This window comes from Sphingomonas hankyongi, assembly GCF_023516575.1.
GTDB lineage: Bacteria > Pseudomonadota > Alphaproteobacteria > Sphingomonadales > Sphingomonadaceae > Sphingomicrobium > Sphingomicrobium hankyongi.
On sequence record NZ_JAMGBE010000004.1, the window covers coordinates 40,463 to 61,057 of the forward strand.

The window sequence follows — 20,595 nt, forward strand, 5'->3', positions numbered from 1 at the left end:
GATCAGCCTACTCGGCCCTGGCGTCTGCAAGCGCCTCATTGAGTATCGCCTCGGCCCGAGAGAACAGCTCCTGATCCACAGCGATGCCGGACGCAGCTGCATTCTCCTGCACCTGCTCTGGTCGCGACGCGCCGATGATCGCGGACGCGACGTTAGGCTCCCGAAGGACCCAGGCGAGCGAGAATTGGGGCAGGGTCAATCCAGCCTCGGCCGCGATGGGCTTCAGGCGCTGAACCGCGCGAAGCACGTCCGGCCGCATGAGCCGATCCATGAAACCGCCCATCTCCGCGCTCGCGGCGCGGGAGTCGCGCGGTGGCGGTGATTCCGGGTCATATTTCCCACTCAGCACACCTTGTCCCAGCGGCGACCAGACGATCTGCGAAATCCCGTTCGCGGCGCAGAGCGGAATCACCTCTTTTTCGGGCTCGGGCCATAGAAGCGAATATTGCGGCTGGCTCGATACGAACTTGGTGAATCCGCGATCCCGGCTGAGATCCAGGGATGCCCGGATACGGTCCGCCGGCCATTCCGAAAAACCGATATGGCGCGCCTTGCCGCTCTGAACGGCGCGCGAAAGCGCTTCCATCGTCTCCTCGAGCGGCGTGTCCCAGTCGTAGCGGTGGCACTGGTAGAGATCGACATGGTCGGTGCGCAGACGCCGCAGGGAATCGTCCAGTTGCTTTTCGACCTGGGCTCGCGACAGGCCGCGATCGGTTTCAGTCATCGGGAAGAAAAGCTTTGTCGCAAGCACATAGCTGTCGCGCGGTCGCTCCCGCAGCGCCTCTCCTAAAAAGCTCTCGGCTGCGCCGCGCCCATAGATGTTGGCGGTGTCGATGAAGTTGATGCCTTGGTTGAAAGCTTCATCGAGGCACGCCCTGGCCTTCTCCGCCTCGACTCCGAGGCCGTAGGTCAACCACGAACCCAGCGAAACTTCGGAGACTTCGAGGTCGCTGCTTCCGAGTTTGCGATATTTCATCTGACCACCCTTCAGAATGCGGAACGCGTCACCTTGCGGTCATATCCCGTGCCGCTAAACAAGCCCTCGCCGGCTTCGGGGCTTGACGGCGTTAGACCGTCAATTGCGTTCAATCGAGGCCAACAATGCATTCCGACCTTTGGGTTATCACGACCTATTTCAACCCCGTCGGTTACAAGACCAAGCGCCGCAACTTCGACGCGTTCATGGCAGGGATGCGTGACGCGGGAGCCAACGTGCTGCTCATCGAGCTTGCGTTCGGCGATCAGCCCTTCGAGTTCGAGGCTGGCGAGCGGGTTATCCAGGTGCGCGGCGGCGGAGTGATGTGGCAGCGCGAGCGTTTGCTGAACATCGCTGCGGCGAGGCTCCCCGACTCCTGCCGCAAAGTCGCATGGATCGATGCCGACGTCCTGTTCGAGGAGCCGGATTGGCCACGGCTGACGTCGGAGGCGCTGGACCAGCATGTGGTCGTGCAGCTGTTCAGCCATGCCATTCGGCTGAACCGCGACAACCGGGAAGACGAGACCACGACGGCCGACGAATCCTTTGCATCCTGCTTCCGCCGGAACCCCGCCCTTTCGGCAAACCCCTCTTTTTCCCGGGACGGGCACACCGGCTATGCCTGGGCAGCGCGCCGGGAGTTGTTCGAGCAATGCGGCGTCTATGACGCCTGCCTCACCGGCAGCAACGATCATCTCATGGCTCATGTGTTCGCTGGTGCATCGATGCAAACCCAGTGCATCGCGAACACCATCGGTCCGTCGCTGCCCTATGCCGAGCATTTCGTGCGCTGGGCGCGCCAAGCCGCAAGGCTGGTGCGGAGGCAGCTCGGCGTCGTGCCCGGCACGATCCGCCATTTGTGGCATGGGGATGTCGTCGACCGCCGGTACTGGGAGCTGGACCAGGAGTTCCGGATGATGGACTTCGATCCCGACCGGCACCTGCGGATCGGGGAAAACGGCCTTTGGGAATGGGCCGACGCGCCTCCGTCGATGAAGGCATGGGCGAGCAGGCTCTTCGAGACCCGGAACGAAGATGGCGACGCTGGCGGCCTGGTTGGGGCGCGCTCGGTCGCCCACGCGTGACCGTCCCCAATATTTGCGGCTAAACGCCCCTTCATGAGTGAAATTGCTGTCCAGTATCTCGAGTTTGAAGGCCGTCGGCTTGGCTATCGAAAGCGACCCGGCCATTCGCCGACCTTGCTGTTCCTTCCCGGCTACGCCTCCGACATGGAAGGCGCCAAGGCAGTCGCGATCGACGCTTTCGCAGAAGGACGCGGAATTGCCATGCTCCGCTTCGATTACTCCGGCACTGGATGCAGCAACGGCAATTTCGAAGACGGCACTCTCGCGCTGTGGCTGGAGGAAAGCCTCGCCGTAATAGACGAGCTGACGGATGGGCCGCTCATCGTCGTAGGCTCCTCGATGGGCGGGTGGATCGGCCTGCACCTGGCGATCCTGAGGCCGGAGCGAGCGAAGGCGTTGGTCGGGATCGCTGCGGCCCCGGACTTCACCGATTGGGGCCTCGCCAGCGCCGACAGTGCCGAGCAGCAAGGAGTCGGACGAAAGTTCTGGGAATCGGGACAGCAATTGCGGCTGCTCACCGCCGAGATTGCCGTCGAATGTCCGGTGCGTTTGATCCACGGAGACAGGGACGAGGAGGTGCCGATCGCCGTGGCGCACAGGACGATGGATTGCGTGCGTTCAGGCGATGTCCAGCTGTTGACCATCAAAGGCGGAGGCCATCGCCTTTCGGAGCCGCACGAGATCGCTGCGATCCTGCGGACCATCTCCGGCCTTTTGGAGCAAGCTGAATGATCTTAGCCCTAGCCGCCATGCTGGCTGCCGCCGCGCCGTCCGCGGCTCCGTGTCCCGATGTGGTCACTTCCAGCGCCCTCGTGTGCCGGGCGCTCCAGGCGCAAAGCGCGGGCAATGCGGAAGCTGCGGCACAGTCTTTCGAGGAGGCTGCAAAAGCCTCGCCGAACGACGATCCGGCGACCGCCCGTTTGTGGGCCGCGGCGGGCAACATGTGGATCACGGCCAAGCAGCCTGGAAAGGCAGCTTTGGCGCTCGACAAGGCGCTTGCCACCCCGCACCTGCAGGCGGAGCAGCGCGGCGAAGCGCTGCTGGATCGCGCGCGCGCCGCCGAAGCGCAAAATGACCTGAAGACCGCTCGCGCCAAGCTGAACGAGGCATCCACGACGATCTCGGAAGACCCATTCTATTGGTACTTTTCGTCGGCTCTCGCGATCCGGGAAGGCGACAAGGCCACCGCGCAGTCGGCGATCAACAAGGCGCTGACTCTCGCCCCTTCGGACGCGACGATCCTCTTCGAAGCTGGCCATGTCGCATTCCTGACCGGCGACGAAGACAAGGCACGCAGCTACTGGATGCGCGCAGCGGGGAACGACCCTAATGGGCCCGTCGGCAAGGCCGCGGCGAAGGCGGCCGAAATGCTCGGCGTTACCCCTATCGTGAAATCGGACGCCGAACCTCCTAAGTAGCGCTCATGCGCTTTCTCCATTCAATGCTCCGGGTCTCCGATCCCGAAGCCACGATCCGCTTCTTCAACTTGCTCGGCATCGAGGAGCGCCGGCGCTTCGACGTTCCCCAAGGCCGCTTCACTTTGATCTTCCTGGGGGTCCCGGGCGACGAGGGCGGGGAAGTCGAGCTTACCCACAATTGGGACGAGGTCGGCTACGGCGGCGGCCGTAACTTCGGCCACCTCGCTTATGAGGTGGATGACATCTACGAGACTTGCGCGAGGCTCCAGGCCGCCGGCGTCACGATCAACCGCCCGCCGCGCGACGGCCACATGGCATTCGTCCGCAGCCCAGACAACGTCTCGGTCGAGTTGTTGCAGAAGGGCGACCGGCTGCCCCCGGCCGAGCCATGGGCGTCGATGCCCAACACCGGCGAATGGTAGGCTGGCGAAATCGCCGCTTCCAAGACCTGGTCGGTGTCGAGCGCCCGATCGTCCAGGCGCCGATGGCGAATGTCGCTGGGGTTGAGCTGTGCATCGCTGCCGCCCGCGCGGGCGCTTTGGGTTCGCTTCCCTGCGGGATGCTCCCGCCGGATTCCATAAGAGCGCAAGTCCCCGAAGTCCGCGCGCAGGTCGATGCGCCAATCAACCTCAACTTCTTCTGCTTCCAGATGCCGGCGCAGGCCGACGACAGCGAATGGCGCAAGGTGCTCCGCGCCTATTACGTCCGCTTCGGAATTCCGGAGCCCGAAGCAGCCGCGCTCCGCCTGCCGTTCGATGAGGCTTATTGCGACCTCATCGAGGAACTGAGGCCTGAAGTCGTCAGCTTCCATTTTGGGCTTCCGGAAGAACCGCTGCTGAAGCGGGTGAAGGCCACGGGTGCCGTCGTGCTCGGCTGCGCGACATCTCCGGGCGAGGCGTTCTTCCTCGAAGAATGCGGAGTCGACGCAATCATCGCCCAGGGCTGGGAAGCGGGAGGTCACAGCGGAAGGTTCCTCGGTGGCGATCCGCGGGAAGCGCTCGGGCTGTTCGCACTGCTGCCTCAGGTCGTCGATTCGGTCCGCGTTCCGGTCATCGGAGCCGGCGCAATCGCCGATGGCAGGGGCATGGCGGCGGCGCTGGCTCTCGGCGCAACCGGGGTCCAGATCGGGACCGCCTATTTACACTGCCGTGAAAGTTTCCTCGCCGAAGGACAGAAAAAGATGCTGCGTGATCGGGCGACGATCATGACCAATATCTACAGCGGCGGCCTCGCACGAGCCGTTCGCGGCAAGCTGATCGATGAGATCGGACCGGTACGGCGAGAAGCGCCGCCTTATCCCCTTGCCGGTGCCACATCCCTCCCGCTGTTCCGCGCTGCCATGGAAAGCGGCGACTTTGAGTTCATGCCTAGCCTTGCCGGTCAGAATGCCTGCTACGGCGACGAGCCGTCTGCTGAGAAACTGACCCGCCGCATTGCGAGTGATGCGCTGGCGATCCTCGATCCGCAGAGCTAGAGCGCGACCCATGGACATCATCCCTGTCCCGGCCTTCAGCGACAATTACATCTGGTTGGTCCACGATGCCGAGTCAGGCGAAACCGCGGTGGTCGATCCGGGAGATGCGGCACCGGTTCTCGTCGAGCTCGACAGGCGTGGCTGGCGGCTCAACCAAATCTGGAACACCCATTGGCACCCCGATCACACAGGTGGGAACCTGCAGCTCAAGGACGCGACGGGCGCGCGGATCTCGGGGCCCGATTCATCTCGCATTCCCGGCCGGGACATTGCCCTGACTGAGGGATCGGAGGTCTGCATCGGCCGGCATGTCGGCCGTGTCATAGAGGTTCCGGGGCACACTCTCGATCATGTCGCGCTGATCTTCGAGAAGGACGGGGTGGCGTTCGTCGGAGACACCCTTTTCGCGATGGGTTGCGGGCGGCTCTTCGAGGGCACGCCCGAGCAAATGCACAGCTCCCTCCAGCGTCTCGCGGCGCTTCCGGATGCCACGCGACTTTTCTGCGCCCACGAATATACCCTCGCCAATGCCGAATTCGCGGCTCACGCCGAGCCCAGCAATGACGAAATCGCCAGCCGCCTGATCCAGGTGAAGGCAATGCGGGATCGGGACGAAATCACGCTCCCGACCACCGTCGCCCAGGAACGCGAAACCAATCCTTTCGTTCGCGCAAAAGACGTCCCCACATTCGCACGATTGCGCACTGAGAAAGACAGCTTCCGTTAATGTGAGCGGGCGCTGTAACGATCGCGGAGGGAGTTAAGGAGGTTGCCATGCGCATTCCCGCTCTTTTGCTGATCGCGTCAGCCGTCGGCTCCTGTACCACCGCTCCGCCTGGGCCAGTCCAGATGACTGCCGCCGAACAGGCCGAGCTCGCCCAACTGACCGCGGGCAAGGTGGCAGGGCCGCCGATTTCCTGCCTGCAGCATTATCAGACCGACGACATGATCACCGTGAACGAGAGCACGATCGCTTTCCGCCACGGTCGCAGCAGGGTCTATCTCAACGGAATGCAGGGTGGCTGCCCGAACCTGCGTCCGCCCTATGCGCTGCTCACCAAGTCCACCACTGCGCAATTGTGCCGCGGCGATATCGCGGAGGTCGTCGATACGTCCACGCACATGACGGTCGGCAGCTGCGTGTTCGGAGATTTCATTCCCTACACCAAGACAGCGGCGGCCTATTAGGCGGGGTCATCTTTTGTAGAGCGCGTCCAGGCGCTCGCCATAGACCTTCGATATAACGTGGCGGCGTATCTTCAGTGATGGCGTGAGCTGCTCGTTCTCGATCGTGAACGTCTCATCGGCAAGGATGAAGCGCCGGACCTTCTCGATCACCGACAGCTCCGCGTTGACGCGGTCGACCGCGCGCTGCAGCCGCTGCTGCACGTCGGCATGCTTCGCGATTTCCGGATCGGGCACGAGCAGCGCGACGAGGTGAGGCCGGCGGTCGCCGTAGACCATGGCCTGCGCGATCTCCGGCTGGATGGTCAGTATGCCTTCGATGCGCTGCGGAGAAACATTGTCGCCCTTGTCGTTGACGATCAGGTCCTTCTTGCGGTCGGTAATGACGATCCGGCCCTTTTCGTCGAAATGACCGACGTCGCCGGTAGCCAGCCAGCCGTCCTGTAGGACGCGGGCCGTCTCTTCCGGGTTCCGCCAATAGCCGTGCATGACGTTCTCACCACGGACCATGATCTCGCCGTCGTCGGCGATCCGTACCTCGCAATTCTTGACCGGCGGCCCAACCGTCTCGAGGCGGATGCCCGCGCTCGGCCGGTTGCAGCTGATGAGCGGCGCTGCCTCGGTTTGTCCGTAGCCCTGGAGGAAGGTGATCCCGAGAGACTGGAAGAATACCCCGACTTCGGGATTGAGCGGCGCACCGCCTGAAACCCACGCCTTTTGCCGTCCCCCAAAGCGCGCGCGAATCTTGCGCCGCAGCGTCAGCGACAGCAGGCCATCCATCGGCAGGTCCCATGGCTTCACCGACCCATTGTACCGGTCACTGCCGATCTTCATCGCCCGCTGCAGCAGATATTTCGAAAGGCCGCCCTGCCCTTCGACCGACTTGAGGATCCGGGCGCGGAGCAGTTCGAACAGCCGCGGTACCACGACCATGATCGTCGGGTGCACTTCCTCGATGTTGGCCGCCAGCTTCTCGAGGCTCTCGGCGTAATAGATCTGCGCACCGAGGGCGACCGGGAAATGCTGTCCGCCCATATGCTCGTAGGCGTGGCTCGCAGGCAGGAACGAGAGGAACACCTCGTCCTCCCAGCCGAAGTCGCTGGATATGATGTCGGTCGCACCTTCGAGATTGTGCAGGATCGCGCCGTGATGTTGCATTACGCCGCGCGGCGCCCCGCCCGTTCCGCTGGTGTAGATGACGCAGGCGAGATCTCCCCGCTTGATGGCGGTGATGCTTGTCCTGAGTGCTTCGACATCTGCATCGCCGCTGATCAGTTCGGACCAATGGTGCTCGTTGACCCAATCGGGCAGCTGCCCCGCGCGGATATCCTCCATGTCGATGATGTGATGGCAATCGCTCGAAGTCAGCACGGCAGGGATCAGGGTCTTCGCAAGCTTTTGGCTTGAAACGATGACGGCCCGCGCTCCCGAATTGCCGAGCACATGGGCGTGATCGCGCGTGGTGTTGGTGGTGTAGGTCGGAACGGTCACGCAGCCCGCCGCCATGATCGCAAGGTCGGCGATCAGCCATTCCGGGCGGTTCTCGCTAACGAGGGCAATTCGGTCGCCGCGTTCCAAGCCGATCCTTTTGAGACTGGCGGCGAGAGCGGCGACCTGACCGGCGGCATCGGCCCAGCTCGTCGGCCGCCACTGTCCCTCGCGCTTGGCCCACAGGAAAGGTTCATCGCCTTTTTCGGCTGCCCGCGTCAGGAACAGCGAAACCAGATTGTCGAAATGTTCGAGCTGCCGCGCCATCGAATATCCATGCTCCCCCGGCCGGGCTTCTTACCGGAAATGAATAGCTGTGCCACACCTCGTGGACGCGGCGCAGGCGTGCCGCTAGGCCTTCTACGCATGCGCCTGTTCGTCAAGCTAAGTAGCGCGTTCGCCATTTTCGTCGCCGCGAGCTGTTCTCCCCTTCCGGCCGAGCCGGCTCGTCCGACAGCGGGTTCCTCGGAACCGTTCGTGATCGCTGCGAACCCACTCGCAGCGGAGGCCGGCGCCGAGGTGCTTCGTCGCGGCGGCAGCGCCGTCGACGCGGCCATCGCCGTCCAGGCGATGCTGTCGCTCGTCGAGCCGCAGAGCTCGGGAATGGGCGGCGGCGCCTTCATGAACTATTTCGAGTCGAGCACCGGCAGGCTGACAATCTACGATGGCCGCGAAGTCGCGCCGGCACAGGCCACTCCGGGCATGTTCCTCGATGCGGCTGGGAAACCGCTGCCGTTCGATACGGCGGTGGTGAGCGGACGGGCAACCGGCGTTCCTGGCGCCGTGAAGATGCTGGCTTTCGCACATGGAGAGCATGGCAAGCTACCGTGGCGGACATTGTTCGGTTCCGCGGAGCGGACCGCGGACGAGGGCTTCGTCGTGAGCCCTCGGCTCGGGCGCATGATCCACGCGAGCAACGCTGAAAACCGTGCGCCGGACGTGATCGCATATTTCTCCAAGCCGGACGGCACGCTGCTCAGCGCCGGCGACCGGCTCGTCAACAAGCCCTATGCCGACTTCCTCCGGCGCCTCGCCGATCAGGGCCCGGCAGCGCTCTACGATGGATCGACAGCTGCGAAGATCGTTTCCCGCACGCGTGCTGGACCACTGCGCGGGTCGATGACGCTCGCGGACCTCGTCGCGTACAAGCCGGTCAAACGCGAGCCAGTGTGCGGCAAGTATCGGCTCTACCTTCTGTGCGTCCCGCCGCCGCCATCGAGCGGTGTCGGGCTAATCCAGCTGATGATGCTTCTCGAGCAGACGGACATTGGCTCGCGTGGACCGACGGACCCGCAAGCCTGGTTTCTCTTCGCCGAGGCAAGCCGCGTCATGTACGCCGACCGGGACAAATATGTTGGCGACCCCGCGTTCGCGCGCGTTCCGGTCGGAAGCATGATCGACCCGTTCTACGTTGCCGCTCGTCGCCGGCTCATCGGCAGCACCGCGGGCCCGCCTCCGGAAGCCGGCCGACCTGAACCTGTGCGGCAACCGGGAGCGGACAATACGCTCGAACCGACCGGCACCTCTCATTTCATCATCCGCGACGCGCGGGGAAACGTCGTGTCGATGACCACTACGGTCGAATCGATCTTCGGTAGCGGCCGAATGGTCGACGGCTTCTTCCTCAATAACGAGATGACCGACTTTTCGTTCAGCCCGACGGATGCTCAGGGCCGGCCCGTCGCCAACGCCGTGGCAGCCGGCAAGCGGCCGCGTTCGTCGATGGTGCCTTCCATCCTGCTCACGCGCGACGGCCGCTTCGCCGGAGCGATCGGCTCCGCCGGCGGGAATGCGATCCTCGCTTATGTCGCAAAGTCGCTCGTCGCGGCGGTCGACTGGAACATGAGCATGCCCGATGCTCTCGCAGCGCCGAACCTCGTCGCACGCGGGCCGAACTTCAACGGCGAGGTGATGAAGTTCTCGCCGGCGATCCTCGAAGGCCTCCGGCAGCGCGGAATCGATCTCAAGCCCGGGCAGGGCGAGGATTCCGGGGTCACAGCAGTATTGATCCGCAACGGCAAGATCGACGGCGCCGCCGACCCGCGCCGAGAAGGCGTAGTGGTGATGGTGCACTAGATAGCGCTGCCGACCGCCTCGCCGGCGCTCGCAAATCCTTCGCGTTCGAGCAGCGCTGCTAGACCGAGCGCAATTTGGTGCGCGATGCCCGGGCCTTGGTAGACCATCGCGCTGTAGAGCTGCACGAGGCTCGCTCCGGCACGGATGCGCTCCCATGCGTCCTCGGCCGTGGCTATCCCGCCGACCCCTATCAACGGGATCTCACCGCCGGAAGCGGATCGGAAGTCGCGCAACGCCTGGAGCGCTAAAGCTTTTAGAGGTGCACCGGACAATCCCCCCTGTTCGCCGGCCCATCGCGACTTCAATTCCGGACGGGACACCGTCGTATTGGCGACGATTAGCCCCTCGATCCCGTGCTGCAGCGCCACTCGGACAATCTGGTCCGGTTCGCCCTCGCCAAGGTCGGGTGCGACCTTCAGGAATATCGGCGCACCTTTAGCAGGGCGAGATTCCTGCACTGCCGAGAGAAGCTCGCGAAGCGCGCCTTCATCCTGCAGCTGACGAAGGCCGGGCGTATTGGGCGAACTGATGTTGATCGTCAGATAATCCGCGACCGTCGCCATTGCGCGGACGCCGTTCGCGTAATCGGCAATGCGGTCAGCGCTGTCCTTGTTGGCGCCGACATTGACGCCGACGATTCCGCGCGAATGGCTGCATTGCTGAAGCCGGTCGAATGCCGACGCCTGGCCCCTGTTGTTGAAACCCATGCGGTTGATCACCGCCTCATCCTCGCGCAGGCGGAACAGACGCGGCTTGGGATTACCCTCCTGCGGCCGCGGGGTGAGGGTTCCGACCTCCACGAAGCCAAAGCCGAGGGAAAGCATTTGCTCCGGGACCTCAGCATCCTTGTCGAATCCAGCGGCGAGGCCGATCGGGGAGGGGAAGTCGAGGCCGGCGACCTTTGTGCGGAGCGATGCCGGCAGGTCCGGCGGACGGTGCGGCGGGACGAGCTTGAGCGCCTGAATGGTCAGGCGATGGGCCCGCTCTGCGTCGAGCGCGAAGGCAAAAGGACGGATGAGAGGATACAGGCTCACGATCCCGCTATGGCACGGGTCGGTAATCTCGTCATGCCGGGCGGTTGAGTTTCAGGGCGCAACGTACTAAATCCTACTCAATCACTCCGAATTACTGCTGATGCGCCTGAGCCACCTTGCCGATTATGCGGTCGTTTTGATGACCGCTGCCGCCCGTCGCGAGCCGGGCGAGCGCCTCAGCGCAACCGAGCTTGCGGGCGAAACGGGCGTCCCGCTGCCGACCGCGCAGAAGCTGATGGGCCAGCTCGCCGCGCGTGGCCTACTTAGTAGCGCCCGAGGCGCGTCGGGCGGCTTCGCTCTGGCCCGCCCCCCAGCCGAGATCAGTCTCGCCGATATCGTCGAGGCGGTCGAAGGCCCAATCGTCATGACGATGTGTTCGGACTCCAATAATCACGATTGCATTCTCGACGCGCATTGCCGCGTTAAGCCCCACATGGGCATCGTCGGCAATGCGGTGCGCGGGGCCTTGGGCGCGGTTTCGCTCGAACATCTGAGTGCCCCTGCGAAGGCAGGGGTCCAGCCCCGACAAGAAAAGCTCTGGGCCCCTGCCTCCGCACGAGCGCAGTCAGCATGAACGAGGCCGTCAAAAATCGGGAGCTCAAGGAAAAGATCTCCCAGGATTACGAATGGGGATTCGTCTCCGACATCGAGCAGGAATTCGCGCCGAAGGGCCTCAACGAAGACACGGTCCGTTTCATCTCGAACAAGAAGAACGAGCCCGAATGGATGCTCGACTGGCGGCTGAAGGCCTATCGCGCCTGGCTCGAGATGGAGGAGGTCAGCTGGGCCAAGCTCGATATCCCCGAGATCGATTATCAGGACGCTTATTATTACGCCGCGCCCAAGGCCAAGCCGAAGCTCGCGTCGCTCGACGAGCTCGATCCTGAAATTCGGCGCACTTACGAGAAGCTCGGCATCCCGATCGAGGAGCAGAAGGTTCTCGCCGGTGTCGAAGGCGCGGCGAAAGTCGCGGTCGACGCGGTGTTCGACAGCGTCAGCGTCGCGACGACTTTTCGCAAGGAGCTGGCCGCCGCCGGAGTCATCTTCCTTTCCATTTCTGAAGCCATTCGCGAGCATCCCGAATTGGTCCAGAAATACCTCGGCTCCGTCGTTCCGCAGCGCGACAATTATTTCGCCTGCTTGAACAGCGCGGTCTTTTCCGACGGCACCTTCGTCTACGTGCCCGAGGGCGTGCGCTGCCCGATGGAACTGAGCACCTATTTCCGTATCAATGCGGAGAATACTGGTCAGTTCGAGCGCACCCTGATCGTCGCCGACAAGGGCAGCTACGTCTCCTACCTAGAAGGTTGCACCGCGCCGATGCGCGACGAGAACCAGCTGCATGCAGCGGTGGTCGAGATCTTTGCGCACGAGGATGCCGAAGTGAAATACTCGACCGTCCAGAATTGGTATCCGGGCGACGTGGAAGGGCGCGGCGGCATCTTCAATTTTGTCACCAAACGCGCGCTATGCTCTGGCGACCGCTCGAAGGTCAGCTGGACCCAGGTCGAGACGGGAAGCGCGATCACCTGGAAATATCCAAGCTGCATCCTCAAGGGCGATGGAAGCGTCGGCGAATTCTACTCGGTCGCGCTGACCAACAACCGCCAGCAGGCCGATACCGGCACCAAGATGATTCACATCGGCGCCAACACGCGATCGACCATCGTTTCCAAGGGCATCAGCGCGGGCCGTTCGAATAATACTTATCGCGGGCTGGTGCGCGTGCTTCCGCGCGCGGAGAACGTGCGCAACTTCACACAGTGCGATTCCTTGCTGCTGGGCAGCGATTGCGGAGCGCACACCGTTCCGTACATCGAGGTCAAGAACCCGACCGCGACGATCGAGCACGAAGCGACGACGTCGAAGATCAGCGAGGATCAATTGTTCTACGCGATGAGCCGCGGCCTCGACCAGGAGGCCGCGGTCGCGCTGATCGTCAACGGCTTCGCGCGAGAAGTACTCAAGCAGCTGCCGATGGAGTTCGCGGTCGAAGCGCAGAAATTGCTCGGGATCAGTCTGGAAGGAAGCGTCGGCTAGTGCTTGAGATTACGAACCTTCACGCAACTGTGGCTGACAAGCCGATCCTGAACGGCGTGTCGCTGCACGTTCCCGCGGGCGAGGTGCATGCGATCATGGGCCCGAACGGCTCGGGCAAGTCGACGCTCGCTTACGTCCTCGCCGGCCGTCCGGGCTATGAAGTGAGCGAAGGCAGTGCGACGTTCGGCGGCGCTGACTTGCTGGCGCTGGAACCGCATGAGCGCGCCGCAGCGGGGCTGTTCCTCGGCTTCCAATATCCAGTCGAAATTCCGGGCGTCTCATATCTCCAGTTCCTGCGCGAGAGCCTCAATTCGCAGCGCCGTTCACGGGGCGAAGCCGAGCTTTCCGGCGGCGAATTCATCAAGCTCGCGAAGGCACAGGCAACGCTGCTCGGGATGGACGCCGAGATGCTCAAGCGGCCCGTCAATGTCGGCTTTTCGGGTGGTGAAAAGAAGCGCGCCGAGATGGTCCAGATGGGCATCATGAACCCGAAGTTCGCGGTGCTCGATGAGACCGACAGTGGGCTCGACATCGACGCGCTGAAAGCCGTGGGCGCGGGTATCAACCGGATCATGCGCGCGCCCGAAAAAGGCGTGCTTCTCATCACCCATTACCAACGCCTGCTCGACTATGTTGAGCCGGACAAAGTGCATGTCCTTCGCGCCGGCCTGATCGAACGCAGTGGCGGCCCCGAACTTGCGCACGAACTCGAGCGCGAGGGCTATGCGGAGGCGGCTGCATAATGGCATTCAGCCTCATCCTTGCGTGCCTCGCCCTGATCCTGCTGGTTGGGATCGCGCGCCGGAAGACGGGCCGCGCCGTCACCGATTTGGCGGTGCTGGTCGTCGTTTTCGGGATCATTACTGTCCTTGACCTGGTCCTCTCGCGCTTCATGGACACCGGCCATGCGGCGGAGCTTGCGGCGCTCATAATCGCGGCCGCTTTCGCGCTGGATTCGCTTTACGGCCTGATGGCTCCGGAGCGGCAGCGTCGCCGCGACCGAAGGTTGCGCGAGATGATGCAGCGGAGGCGTGCATGACGGCGCCCTTCCCGACCCGAAAGCAGGAAGAATGGCGCTATGCCGATCTCGACGCGTTGCAGCCCGTTTGGGAGCAGCTTGGCGATGTCGCGACCCTCGTCCTCGCGGCCGGGGAAAGCCTTGAGGAAATGTGGCTTCCTATCGCCGACGACGTACAGGTGCGCCGCGTTCAACTCGCGCTCGGAGAGGGAGCGAATGCGCGCATTTTCGCGCTCAACAATGCGCCGGTTTACGGACGCATAGAGCTTGAAGTCTCGCTTGCTGAAGGCGCCGAATTCGAGTTGTACGCAGCGAATATTGGCGCCGGCCTTTCGACCAATGAGATCGTTACCAACGTCAAGCATGTCGGCGAAGGCGGACGTTCACGACAGGTCATCCGCTCCGTGCTGAATGGCAAGGCCATCGGATCTTACCTTGGCAAGGTCGAAGTTGCGCGCGGCGCCCAGCAGACCGACGCAGAGCAGTCGGTAAAAGCGATGCTTTTGGACCGCGGCGCGACTGCGAATTGCAAGCCCGAGCTCGAGATTTTCGCCGACGACGTAAAGTGCGCGCACGGCGCGACGGTTGGCGAGCTCGACGCGATGCAATTGTTCTACGCCGAAAGCCGCGGACTCGACCCGGCAAGCGCGCGGGCGCTGCTGCTCGAAGGCTTTGTCATGGGCTTGTGGGACAGCGCAGGTGAAGCAGACGCGATCGGTGACGCCGCTCGCGCAGCGTTGAGGAGGGCGGCATGAACGCCCCTGCCCGCATCAACTCCGCGCTCAACGTGCGCGATCAGTTTCCGGCGATCGCGAACTGGCATTATCTCGACAGCGCAGCGACCGCGCAAAAGCCGCAGGCCGTGATCGACGCGATCACCAAGGCCTATGCGCAGGACTATGCGACGGTGCATCGCGGCGTGTACGAACGCTCGGCGGTGATGACGCAAAGCTATGAGGATTCGCGCGCGGCCAGTGCGAAACTTATCGGGGGGCAATCGAACGAATTGATCTTTACGCGCGGTGCCACCGAGGCAATCAACATGGTGGCCCGCGCGCTGCCCAAGAACGGTCGCAGCCGCGTGCTCCTGTCGCGGCTCGAGCATCACAGCAACATCGTTCCCTGGCAGCTCGCAGGCTATGAAGTCGATGCGGTCCCGCTCACTGCGCATGGCCAGATTGATCTCGACGCAGCGGAACAGATGCTCACGGAAGAGCATCGCATCGTGGCCCTCGCGCATGTGTCGAACGTCCTCGGTTCGATCCTGGATGCAAAGCGCGCTGCCGAAATCGCGCATTCCAAAGGCGCTTTGCTGCTACTCGACGGCTGCCAGGCGGTGCCTCGCCTTCCGGTCGACGTCGCAAGCATCGGCGCCGACTTTTACGCCTTTTCTGCGCACAAATTATACGGCCCGACCGGCATCGGCGCGCTTTGGAGCCGCGCGAAAATCCTTGCCGAGCTGCCGCCCTGGCAAGGCGGCGGCGCGATGATCGACACGGTGACTTTCGAGCGCACGACCTTCGCCGATCCGCCCGCGAGGTTTGAGGCGGGTACTCCGCACATCGTCGGAGCCGTCGGACTGCACGCGGCGATCGACTGGGTCGGAAAGCTCTCGCTCGACTCGGTCCACGCTCACGAATGCGCTCTCGTAGCCGAAGCGCGCGCCGCGCTCTCGGAAGTGGGCGGCGTGACCCTCTACGGTCCCGAGGACAGCGCCGGGATCGTCAGCTTCAACGTCGATGGGGTGCATGCGCACGACACAGCCACCATATTGGACGATGCGGGCGTCGCGGTTCGTGCCGGCCACCATTGCGCGCAGCCGCTGATGGAATGGCTCGGCGTCCCGGCGACGGCGCGGGCGAGCTTCGCCGCGCACAGCGACAGCTCGGACATTGAGGCTTTGGTACGCGGGATCGAGCAGGTGAAGCGGATCTTTTCGAGATGAATCGCGAAAAGAAGATCGAGACGGAAAGCGTCGACGCGGTGGACACTCCGCCGCGCGCCCGGGTCACGCCCGAATTCGAGCGCAAGCGAGATTATCTCGCCGGCTTCTTGGCAGGTGAGAAGGACGAGGAGCCCAAGGGCGGAGCCGGCAGCGACCTCCAGGCGTCTGTCGTCGAGGCACTGAAGTCGATCTACGATCCGGAGATCCCGGTCGACATTTACGAATTGGGCCTGATCTATGGAGTCGACATCAGCGAGGACGGCGATGCGACAATTACCATGACGCTCACAACGCCACATTGCCCCGTCGCGGAATCGCTGCCGAACGAGGTCGAGCTGCGCGCAATGTCCGTGCCAGGCATTCGCGATGCTGTCGTCAATCTGGTGTGGGACCCACCATGGGATCCGACGAAGATGAGCGACGAGGCCCGCCTAGAGTTAGGAATGTTGTGAACAAGGAAACGAAACTGCGTGCGCGCCCGGCAGCGATAACCCTTACGCCAGCGGCGGAGGCGCGCATCGCGGACCTCATGGCCCGCGCCCCCGAGGGCGCCATCGGCGTCAAGCTGTCTACCCCGCGCCGGGGATGCTCGGGGCTCGCTTATTCGGTGGATTATGTGACCGAGGAAAATGCTTTCGACGAGAAGATCGAAACGCAAGGCGGGACCTTTTACGTCGACGGGGCCTCCGTGCTCTACCTGATCGGCTCGATCATGGACTGGCGCGAAGACGATTTCGCCGCCGGATTCGTGTTCGAAAATCCGAATGCCAAAGGCGCATGCGGCTGCGGCGAGAGCTTTACCGTTTGAAGGTCAGGCGGACCCCGCCGATCAGAAGTCGAGACTGAAACGGATCGCCGCACCGACGTCGCCGGGACTATCGGCGATGTGGCCGGGCTGGCGGCGATAGAAAAGATTGCCGCCGAGCCAGCCCGCATTTCCCAACATGGACGTCCCGTAGCTCAACTCGCCATCGAGCTCGCGCCCGCTCGGCGTCAACGAAAGACGGCTGAGGGAGTTGGTGGCCGTGCCGGTCGCGTAATCGTAGGCAGTCGGGAGCCAGGTGGCGAAGCCGCCATTTTCGACCCGCAGCGGCTGCGAAACCCGAAAAGCCAGCTCGTCGCCGGGCCGGACGACGCCGGCCTTGGACAGGTCGAAGCCATATGCGCTGGTTTGGAAGCTGCCGGCGGCGAAGTCGGTCCAGCCGCGTCGTGCGGTCACGCCCGCGCTCCAGCCACTGCCAAACTTCCGGCGAGCCTCGATATCGACAAAGGTCGAGCTCGAGCCGCCGCCTCCCAGCGCTGCCCCCATGCGCCCGCCAAGCAATGTCTGCTTCTCGTCAAGGCGGCTGACGCCTGCCGACAGCCAATTGCTTCCGAAGCTGCGGTCGAACGCAATGCCGGCTGAGCGGTAAGGGGAACCGCTCGCGCTGGTCTGGACCTCGTGCCAGACCTCGCCATTCTCTCCTGAAAGCGTAACGCCGGTCTTGCCGAACTGATGGCGGAGCACGAAGCCGCCGTCCGCAATTGCGCTGAAGCCAGGATTCGCGGCGATGTCTTTCGCGATGAGGAAAGCTCCGGACGACGTTCCGTTCAGCCTCCGCTCCATCGCCTTCGCGCCCTCGGAAAAACCGAACGCGACGGCGGTTTTGTCGCTCAAGCGGGCGACGGCCGTGCCCGCGACGAGCCGAGCGTGGCGTGCGTCATCCGGACCGATGCCCATTCGCTCAACCTCGAAACCCTGCGCGAGGTCGTGTCGCTCGCGTACGGTCATTGCAACGCTGACCGGTCCTGCTGACGCGTAACCGGACCGCAGACCATTCTGAAGCGCGCGTTCGAGCGGATGCTGCTGCTCCGCCCGCCGCAGGGTCGCTGCCAAGTTCATCACATACGCGCGGTCGTACCCATCGAGGATGATCGCGCCCAGGGAAGCACCGCCGGTAGCATCACCGGCCGCCGCGGGAGCCTCGCCATTATCGGTCGTGCTGACAGGCGTCTGATTGCTCGCGAGGCTAGTGGCGCCGATCGGTTGCATCGCACGGCCGATGTTGAGGCGGCCATTTCCATAAACAGAATCGAGCCCGGCTTCGCCGAGATCGTCGGCGCTCTTGAACAGGATGTCGACAATGTCCTTGCCGCCAAGATTCGGGAACGCTTGAGCAAGCAATGCTACCGCACCGCTGATTGTCGGCGCCGAAAAGCTCGTGCCCGACCATAGATACTGCTTCCCGCTCTCGTCAGGTGCACGGTCGTTATAGCCGACCGCCGTCAGATAATATGACGCGCCAGTCCCTGCACGACTCGAGAAGGACGAAAGCTGACTGGGGTCGATCCCGCCATTGAGGCTGTCGACTCCCACGGAGCCGGCGATGATTACCATGCCGGGGAAGTTGCGCGCAGGGGTTAACGCGAACGGATCCGGGTTGGTCCCTTTCAACGTCTCCCCGTCATTGCCCGCCGAGATGACGAGCACCACTCCGGCGCTAACCGCGCGGTTCATTGCCGATAGCAAGGCCGTGCCCGGCGTCGATCCGCCGAGCGACAGGTTGATGACTCGCGCCCCCGCCTGACGCGCCGCATCGATGCCGGCGGCGATTGCGCCGTCGTAGAAAGCGCAGCCGTCATTGGTCGCGCAGCTTCCCGGATCGTCGGCCCGCTGGCTGACGATAGTGGCGTCGAAGGCGACGCCCATCGTGTTCGAGCCGTTGCGGGCGGCAGCGGCGACCGCACTTACCGCCGTGCCGTGCCCGCCCTCGTCGCTGACTCCGCGATTACCCGCGGCATCGCCGCTTGCCGGATCGATCTTGCCCGCGAACTCCGAGAGCGTTGGATTTATACCGCTGTCGACGACACCGATTTTGATTCCCTTGCCCGTTGCGCCGGCCTGGTAAGCCGTGATGGCATTGGCGGCGACCGAGTAATTGGACGCCTGATATTCAGCCGTGTTGAAGTTGGTGGTCGACGGCGTCGGTGTCGGCGTCGGCGTGGGTGTCGGAGTAGGTGTTGGCGTAGGCGTGGGTGTGGGCGTGGGTGTCGGGGTTGGCGTAGGCGTCGGAGTCGGCGTTGGGGTGCTGTTTTTGGGTGGCGGTGGCATCGAGCCCACACCACCGCCCGCGCCACCGCACGCGGTCAGCGCGAACGCCAGCACAACCGTGCAACCGGTCGTCGCAAAGAAGTTGCTACGCATCATTTAACTCCCCGCAAGCCGCTGAAAAACAACGGCTTCCCGCAGGAAGTTATGATTGCAAGCACCTTACAATTTGCTGACTCATAAAAAGCGGCTAGGCGGACGCGGCCAATGAACCCTCGTTTCGCCGATATCCGCGACTGGATCTTCGATCTCGATAACTGCCTCTATCCGGCATCGACCGGCCTTTTCGCGCTCATCGACGAACGCATGGGCGCCTACATCCAGCGCCTGCTCGACTGCGATGTCGCGGAGGCCAAGCGCGTCCAGAAAGCGCACTTCCACGAGCATGGAACCACCCTTGCGGGCCTGATGAAGGAGCATGGGGTGGATCCGCACGACTTTCTCGAAGACGTGCACGGCATCCCGCTCGATCGTGTTCAGCACGACGAGCGCCTCGGCAAACTACTGCCACGGCTGCCCGGCCGTCGCTTCGTCTTCACCAACGGCGACGCGCCCTATGCGAAACGCGTACTGGAGGCGATCGGGGTTCAGCAGCATTTCGACGATCTCCACGACATCCATGCCAGCAGCTACAGGCCAAAGCCTGACCCGCACGGCTATGCGCTGCTTTGCGAGCGGTTCGGGATCGATCCTGCGCATGCGCTTCTGGCCGACGACATGGTCCAGAACCTTGCACCGGCCAAGGCGCTCGGGATGACCACCGTCTGGGTGGACAACGGCTCGGAACGCGGCGACCACGGCTATGACGATCCCGTTGTCGATCACCGCATCGCCGATCTCGGCGACTGGCTGCAGTCCATATTGGGGGAGAAAGAATGAGCGACGCGCGGCAGGCGGTCATCGACCGCGCCTGGGAGGAACGCGACGGCATAAGCTCCGACACGCGCGGAGAGGTCCGCGAGGCCGTCGATTCCGCATTGAGAGCGCTCGACCGCGGTGAGGCCCGTATCGCCGAGAAAGTCGGCGGCGAATGGGTCGTCCATCAGTGGCTCAAGAAGGCAGTCCTGCTGTCTTTCCGCCTCAATCCAATGGAAGCGATCAGTGGCGGGCCCGGCGCCGCTCAGTGGTGGGACAAGGTTCCGTCCAAATTCACAGGCTGGAACGAGGAGGAGTTTGCGAACGCCGGATTCCGCGCCGTCCCCGGAGCGATCGTTCGTCGCGGAGCATATATCGCGCCCGGGGCCGTACTGATGCCGAGCTTCGTCAATATCGGAGCCTATGTCGGGGACGGAACCATGATCGATACATGGGCGACCGTCGGAAGCTGCGCGCAGATCGGCCGTAACGTGCACATCTCAGGCGGTACGGGCATCGGAGGCGTCCTCGAACCGCTGCAGGCCGGTCCCGTCATCATCGAGGACGATTGCTTCATCGGGGCGCGATCCGAAGTTGCCGAGGGAGTCGTGGTCGAGCGCGGATCGGTATTGTCGATGGGCGTATTTCTGGGCGCTTCGACCAAGATCGTCGATCGCGCCTCGGGCGAGGTGCATTACGGGCGAGTGCCGGCTTATTCCGTCGTGGTACCTGGTGCATTGCCGTCGAAGGATGGCGGCCCGTCCCTTGCCTGCGCCGTCATCGTGAAGCGCGTGGACGAGCGCACCCGATCAAAGACCTCGATCAACGAGTTGCTGCGGGACTGATAAGCAGGACTTATCGCCCGGACTCCAGCATTTGTTGGCTGGCGCCTGCCGCCAAACATTAAATTGCA

22 protein-coding genes are annotated in these 20,595 nt (G+C 63.5%); 18 read left to right on the forward strand and 4 right to left on the reverse strand.

Features of this window, described 5'->3' with window-relative positions; translation table 11 throughout:
* Positions 1-7 precede the first annotated feature (7 nt).
* Positions 8-976 carry an aldo/keto reductase family protein gene (locus LZ538_RS11925; protein WP_249832255.1) on the reverse strand — a complete coding sequence of 323 codons (969 nt, stop codon included), beginning with the start codon at positions 974-976 and terminating at the stop codon, positions 8-10.
* Between the two features lie 125 nt (positions 977-1,101).
* Between LZ538_RS11925 and LZ538_RS11930 the strand changes: the two genes are divergently transcribed.
* The 7 genes from LZ538_RS11930 to LZ538_RS11960 are packed head-to-tail and all read left to right on the forward strand — an operon-like array spanning position 1,102 to position 6,141.
* Complete coding sequence (locus tag LZ538_RS11930) at positions 1,102-2,061, forward strand: hypothetical protein (RefSeq protein ID WP_249832256.1); 960 nt, start codon at positions 1,102-1,104, stop codon at positions 2,059-2,061.
* Between the two features lie 33 nt (positions 2,062-2,094).
* Positions 2,095-2,793: an alpha/beta fold hydrolase gene (locus LZ538_RS11935; protein ID WP_249832257.1), complete on the forward strand. Its 699-nt coding sequence runs from the start codon at positions 2,095-2,097 to the stop codon at positions 2,791-2,793.
* A complete protein-coding gene (locus LZ538_RS11940; RefSeq protein ID WP_249832258.1) occupies positions 2,790-3,479 on the forward strand; it encodes a tetratricopeptide repeat protein in 690 nt (229 codons plus the stop codon). Before LZ538_RS11935 ends, LZ538_RS11940 begins: the two co-directional genes overlap by 4 nt.
* 5 nt (positions 3,480-3,484) lie before the next feature.
* Positions 3,485-3,901 (forward strand): VOC family protein, encoded by a 417-nt coding sequence (locus tag LZ538_RS11945; protein WP_249832259.1) that lies wholly within the window; start codon positions 3,485-3,487, stop codon positions 3,899-3,901.
* Positions 3,895-4,953 (forward strand): NAD(P)H-dependent flavin oxidoreductase, encoded by a 1,059-nt coding sequence (locus LZ538_RS11950; RefSeq protein WP_249832260.1) that lies wholly within the window; start codon positions 3,895-3,897, stop codon positions 4,951-4,953. The genes LZ538_RS11945 and LZ538_RS11950 overlap by 7 nt, the downstream gene beginning before the upstream one ends.
* Before the next feature lie 10 nt (positions 4,954-4,963).
* The gene (gene gloB, locus LZ538_RS11955; RefSeq protein ID WP_249832261.1) at positions 4,964-5,680 is read left to right on the forward strand and encodes a hydroxyacylglutathione hydrolase; all 717 of its coding nucleotides are present in this window, start codon (positions 4,964-4,966) and stop codon (positions 5,678-5,680) included.
* 47 nt (positions 5,681-5,727) lie between these two features.
* Positions 5,728-6,141, forward strand: a complete 414-nt coding sequence (locus LZ538_RS11960) for a hypothetical protein (protein ID WP_249832262.1) — start codon at positions 5,728-5,730, stop codon at positions 6,139-6,141.
* A 6-nt stretch (positions 6,142-6,147) separates the two neighbouring features.
* Here the strand turns inward: LZ538_RS11960 and LZ538_RS11965 are convergent, their stop codons facing one another.
* The gene (locus LZ538_RS11965) at positions 6,148-7,893 is read right to left on the reverse strand and encodes an AMP-dependent synthetase/ligase (protein ID WP_249832263.1); all 1,746 of its coding nucleotides are present in this window, start codon (positions 7,891-7,893) and stop codon (positions 6,148-6,150) included.
* A gap of 99 nt (positions 7,894-7,992) precedes the next feature.
* Here LZ538_RS11965 and LZ538_RS11970 point away from each other — a divergent pair, with 99 nt between their 5' ends.
* Complete coding sequence (locus LZ538_RS11970; protein WP_249832264.1) at positions 7,993-9,702, forward strand: gamma-glutamyltransferase family protein; 1,710 nt, start codon at positions 7,993-7,995, stop codon at positions 9,700-9,702.
* Here LZ538_RS11970 and LZ538_RS11975 read toward each other — a convergent pair.
* Positions 9,699-10,736 carry a quinone-dependent dihydroorotate dehydrogenase gene (locus LZ538_RS11975; RefSeq protein WP_249832265.1) on the reverse strand — a complete coding sequence of 346 codons (1,038 nt, stop codon included), beginning with the start codon at positions 10,734-10,736 and terminating at the stop codon, positions 9,699-9,701. The genes LZ538_RS11970 and LZ538_RS11975 overlap by 4 nt on opposite strands.
* 100 nt (positions 10,737-10,836) lie before the next feature.
* On the opposite strand from LZ538_RS11975, the gene LZ538_RS11980 reads away from it, so the two are divergent.
* From LZ538_RS11980 to LZ538_RS12015, 8 genes are read left to right on the forward strand one after another with little or no spacing between them, the layout of a single operon-like run.
* Positions 10,837-11,310, forward strand: a complete 474-nt coding sequence (locus tag LZ538_RS11980) for an RrF2 family transcriptional regulator (protein WP_249832266.1) — start codon at positions 10,837-10,839, stop codon at positions 11,308-11,310.
* A complete protein-coding gene (sufB, locus tag LZ538_RS11985; protein ID WP_249832267.1) occupies positions 11,307-12,776 on the forward strand; it encodes a Fe-S cluster assembly protein SufB in 1,470 nt (489 codons plus the stop codon). Before LZ538_RS11980 ends, sufB begins: the two co-directional genes overlap by 4 nt.
* A complete protein-coding gene (gene sufC, locus LZ538_RS11990; protein WP_249832268.1) occupies positions 12,776-13,519 on the forward strand; it encodes a Fe-S cluster assembly ATPase SufC in 744 nt (247 codons plus the stop codon). Before sufB ends, sufC begins: the two co-directional genes overlap by 1 nt.
* Positions 13,519-13,815 (forward strand): hypothetical protein, encoded by a 297-nt coding sequence (locus LZ538_RS11995; RefSeq protein WP_249832269.1) that lies wholly within the window; start codon positions 13,519-13,521, stop codon positions 13,813-13,815. The genes sufC and LZ538_RS11995 overlap by 1 nt, the downstream gene beginning before the upstream one ends.
* A complete protein-coding gene (locus LZ538_RS12000) occupies positions 13,812-14,549 on the forward strand; it encodes a SufD family Fe-S cluster assembly protein (RefSeq protein WP_249832270.1) in 738 nt (245 codons plus the stop codon). Before LZ538_RS11995 ends, LZ538_RS12000 begins: the two co-directional genes overlap by 4 nt.
* Positions 14,546-15,739 carry a cysteine desulfurase gene (locus tag LZ538_RS12005; RefSeq protein ID WP_249832271.1) on the forward strand — a complete coding sequence of 398 codons (1,194 nt, stop codon included), beginning with the start codon at positions 14,546-14,548 and terminating at the stop codon, positions 15,737-15,739. Before LZ538_RS12000 ends, LZ538_RS12005 begins: the two co-directional genes overlap by 4 nt.
* Positions 15,736-16,191, forward strand: a complete 456-nt coding sequence (locus LZ538_RS12010) for an SUF system Fe-S cluster assembly protein (protein WP_249832272.1) — start codon at positions 15,736-15,738, stop codon at positions 16,189-16,191. The genes LZ538_RS12005 and LZ538_RS12010 overlap by 4 nt, the downstream gene beginning before the upstream one ends.
* Positions 16,188-16,547 carry a HesB/IscA family protein gene (locus LZ538_RS12015; protein ID WP_249832273.1) on the forward strand — a complete coding sequence of 120 codons (360 nt, stop codon included), beginning with the start codon at positions 16,188-16,190 and terminating at the stop codon, positions 16,545-16,547. The genes LZ538_RS12010 and LZ538_RS12015 overlap by 4 nt, the downstream gene beginning before the upstream one ends.
* Before the next feature lie 21 nt (positions 16,548-16,568).
* Here LZ538_RS12015 and LZ538_RS12020 read toward each other — a convergent pair whose 3' ends face one another.
* Positions 16,569-18,926, reverse strand: a complete 2,358-nt coding sequence (locus LZ538_RS12020; RefSeq protein WP_249832274.1) for a S8 family peptidase — start codon at positions 18,924-18,926, stop codon at positions 16,569-16,571.
* A gap of 108 nt (positions 18,927-19,034) precedes the next feature.
* Here LZ538_RS12020 and LZ538_RS12025 point away from each other — a divergent pair, with 108 nt between their 5' ends.
* Positions 19,035-19,706 carry a pyrimidine 5'-nucleotidase gene (locus LZ538_RS12025; protein ID WP_249832275.1) on the forward strand — a complete coding sequence of 224 codons (672 nt, stop codon included), beginning with the start codon at positions 19,035-19,037 and terminating at the stop codon, positions 19,704-19,706.
* Positions 19,703-20,527 carry a 2,3,4,5-tetrahydropyridine-2,6-dicarboxylate N-succinyltransferase gene (gene dapD, locus LZ538_RS12030; protein WP_249832276.1) on the forward strand — a complete coding sequence of 275 codons (825 nt, stop codon included), beginning with the start codon at positions 19,703-19,705 and terminating at the stop codon, positions 20,525-20,527. The genes LZ538_RS12025 and dapD overlap by 4 nt, the downstream gene beginning before the upstream one ends.
* The last annotated feature ends 68 nt before the right edge of the window (positions 20,528-20,595 follow it).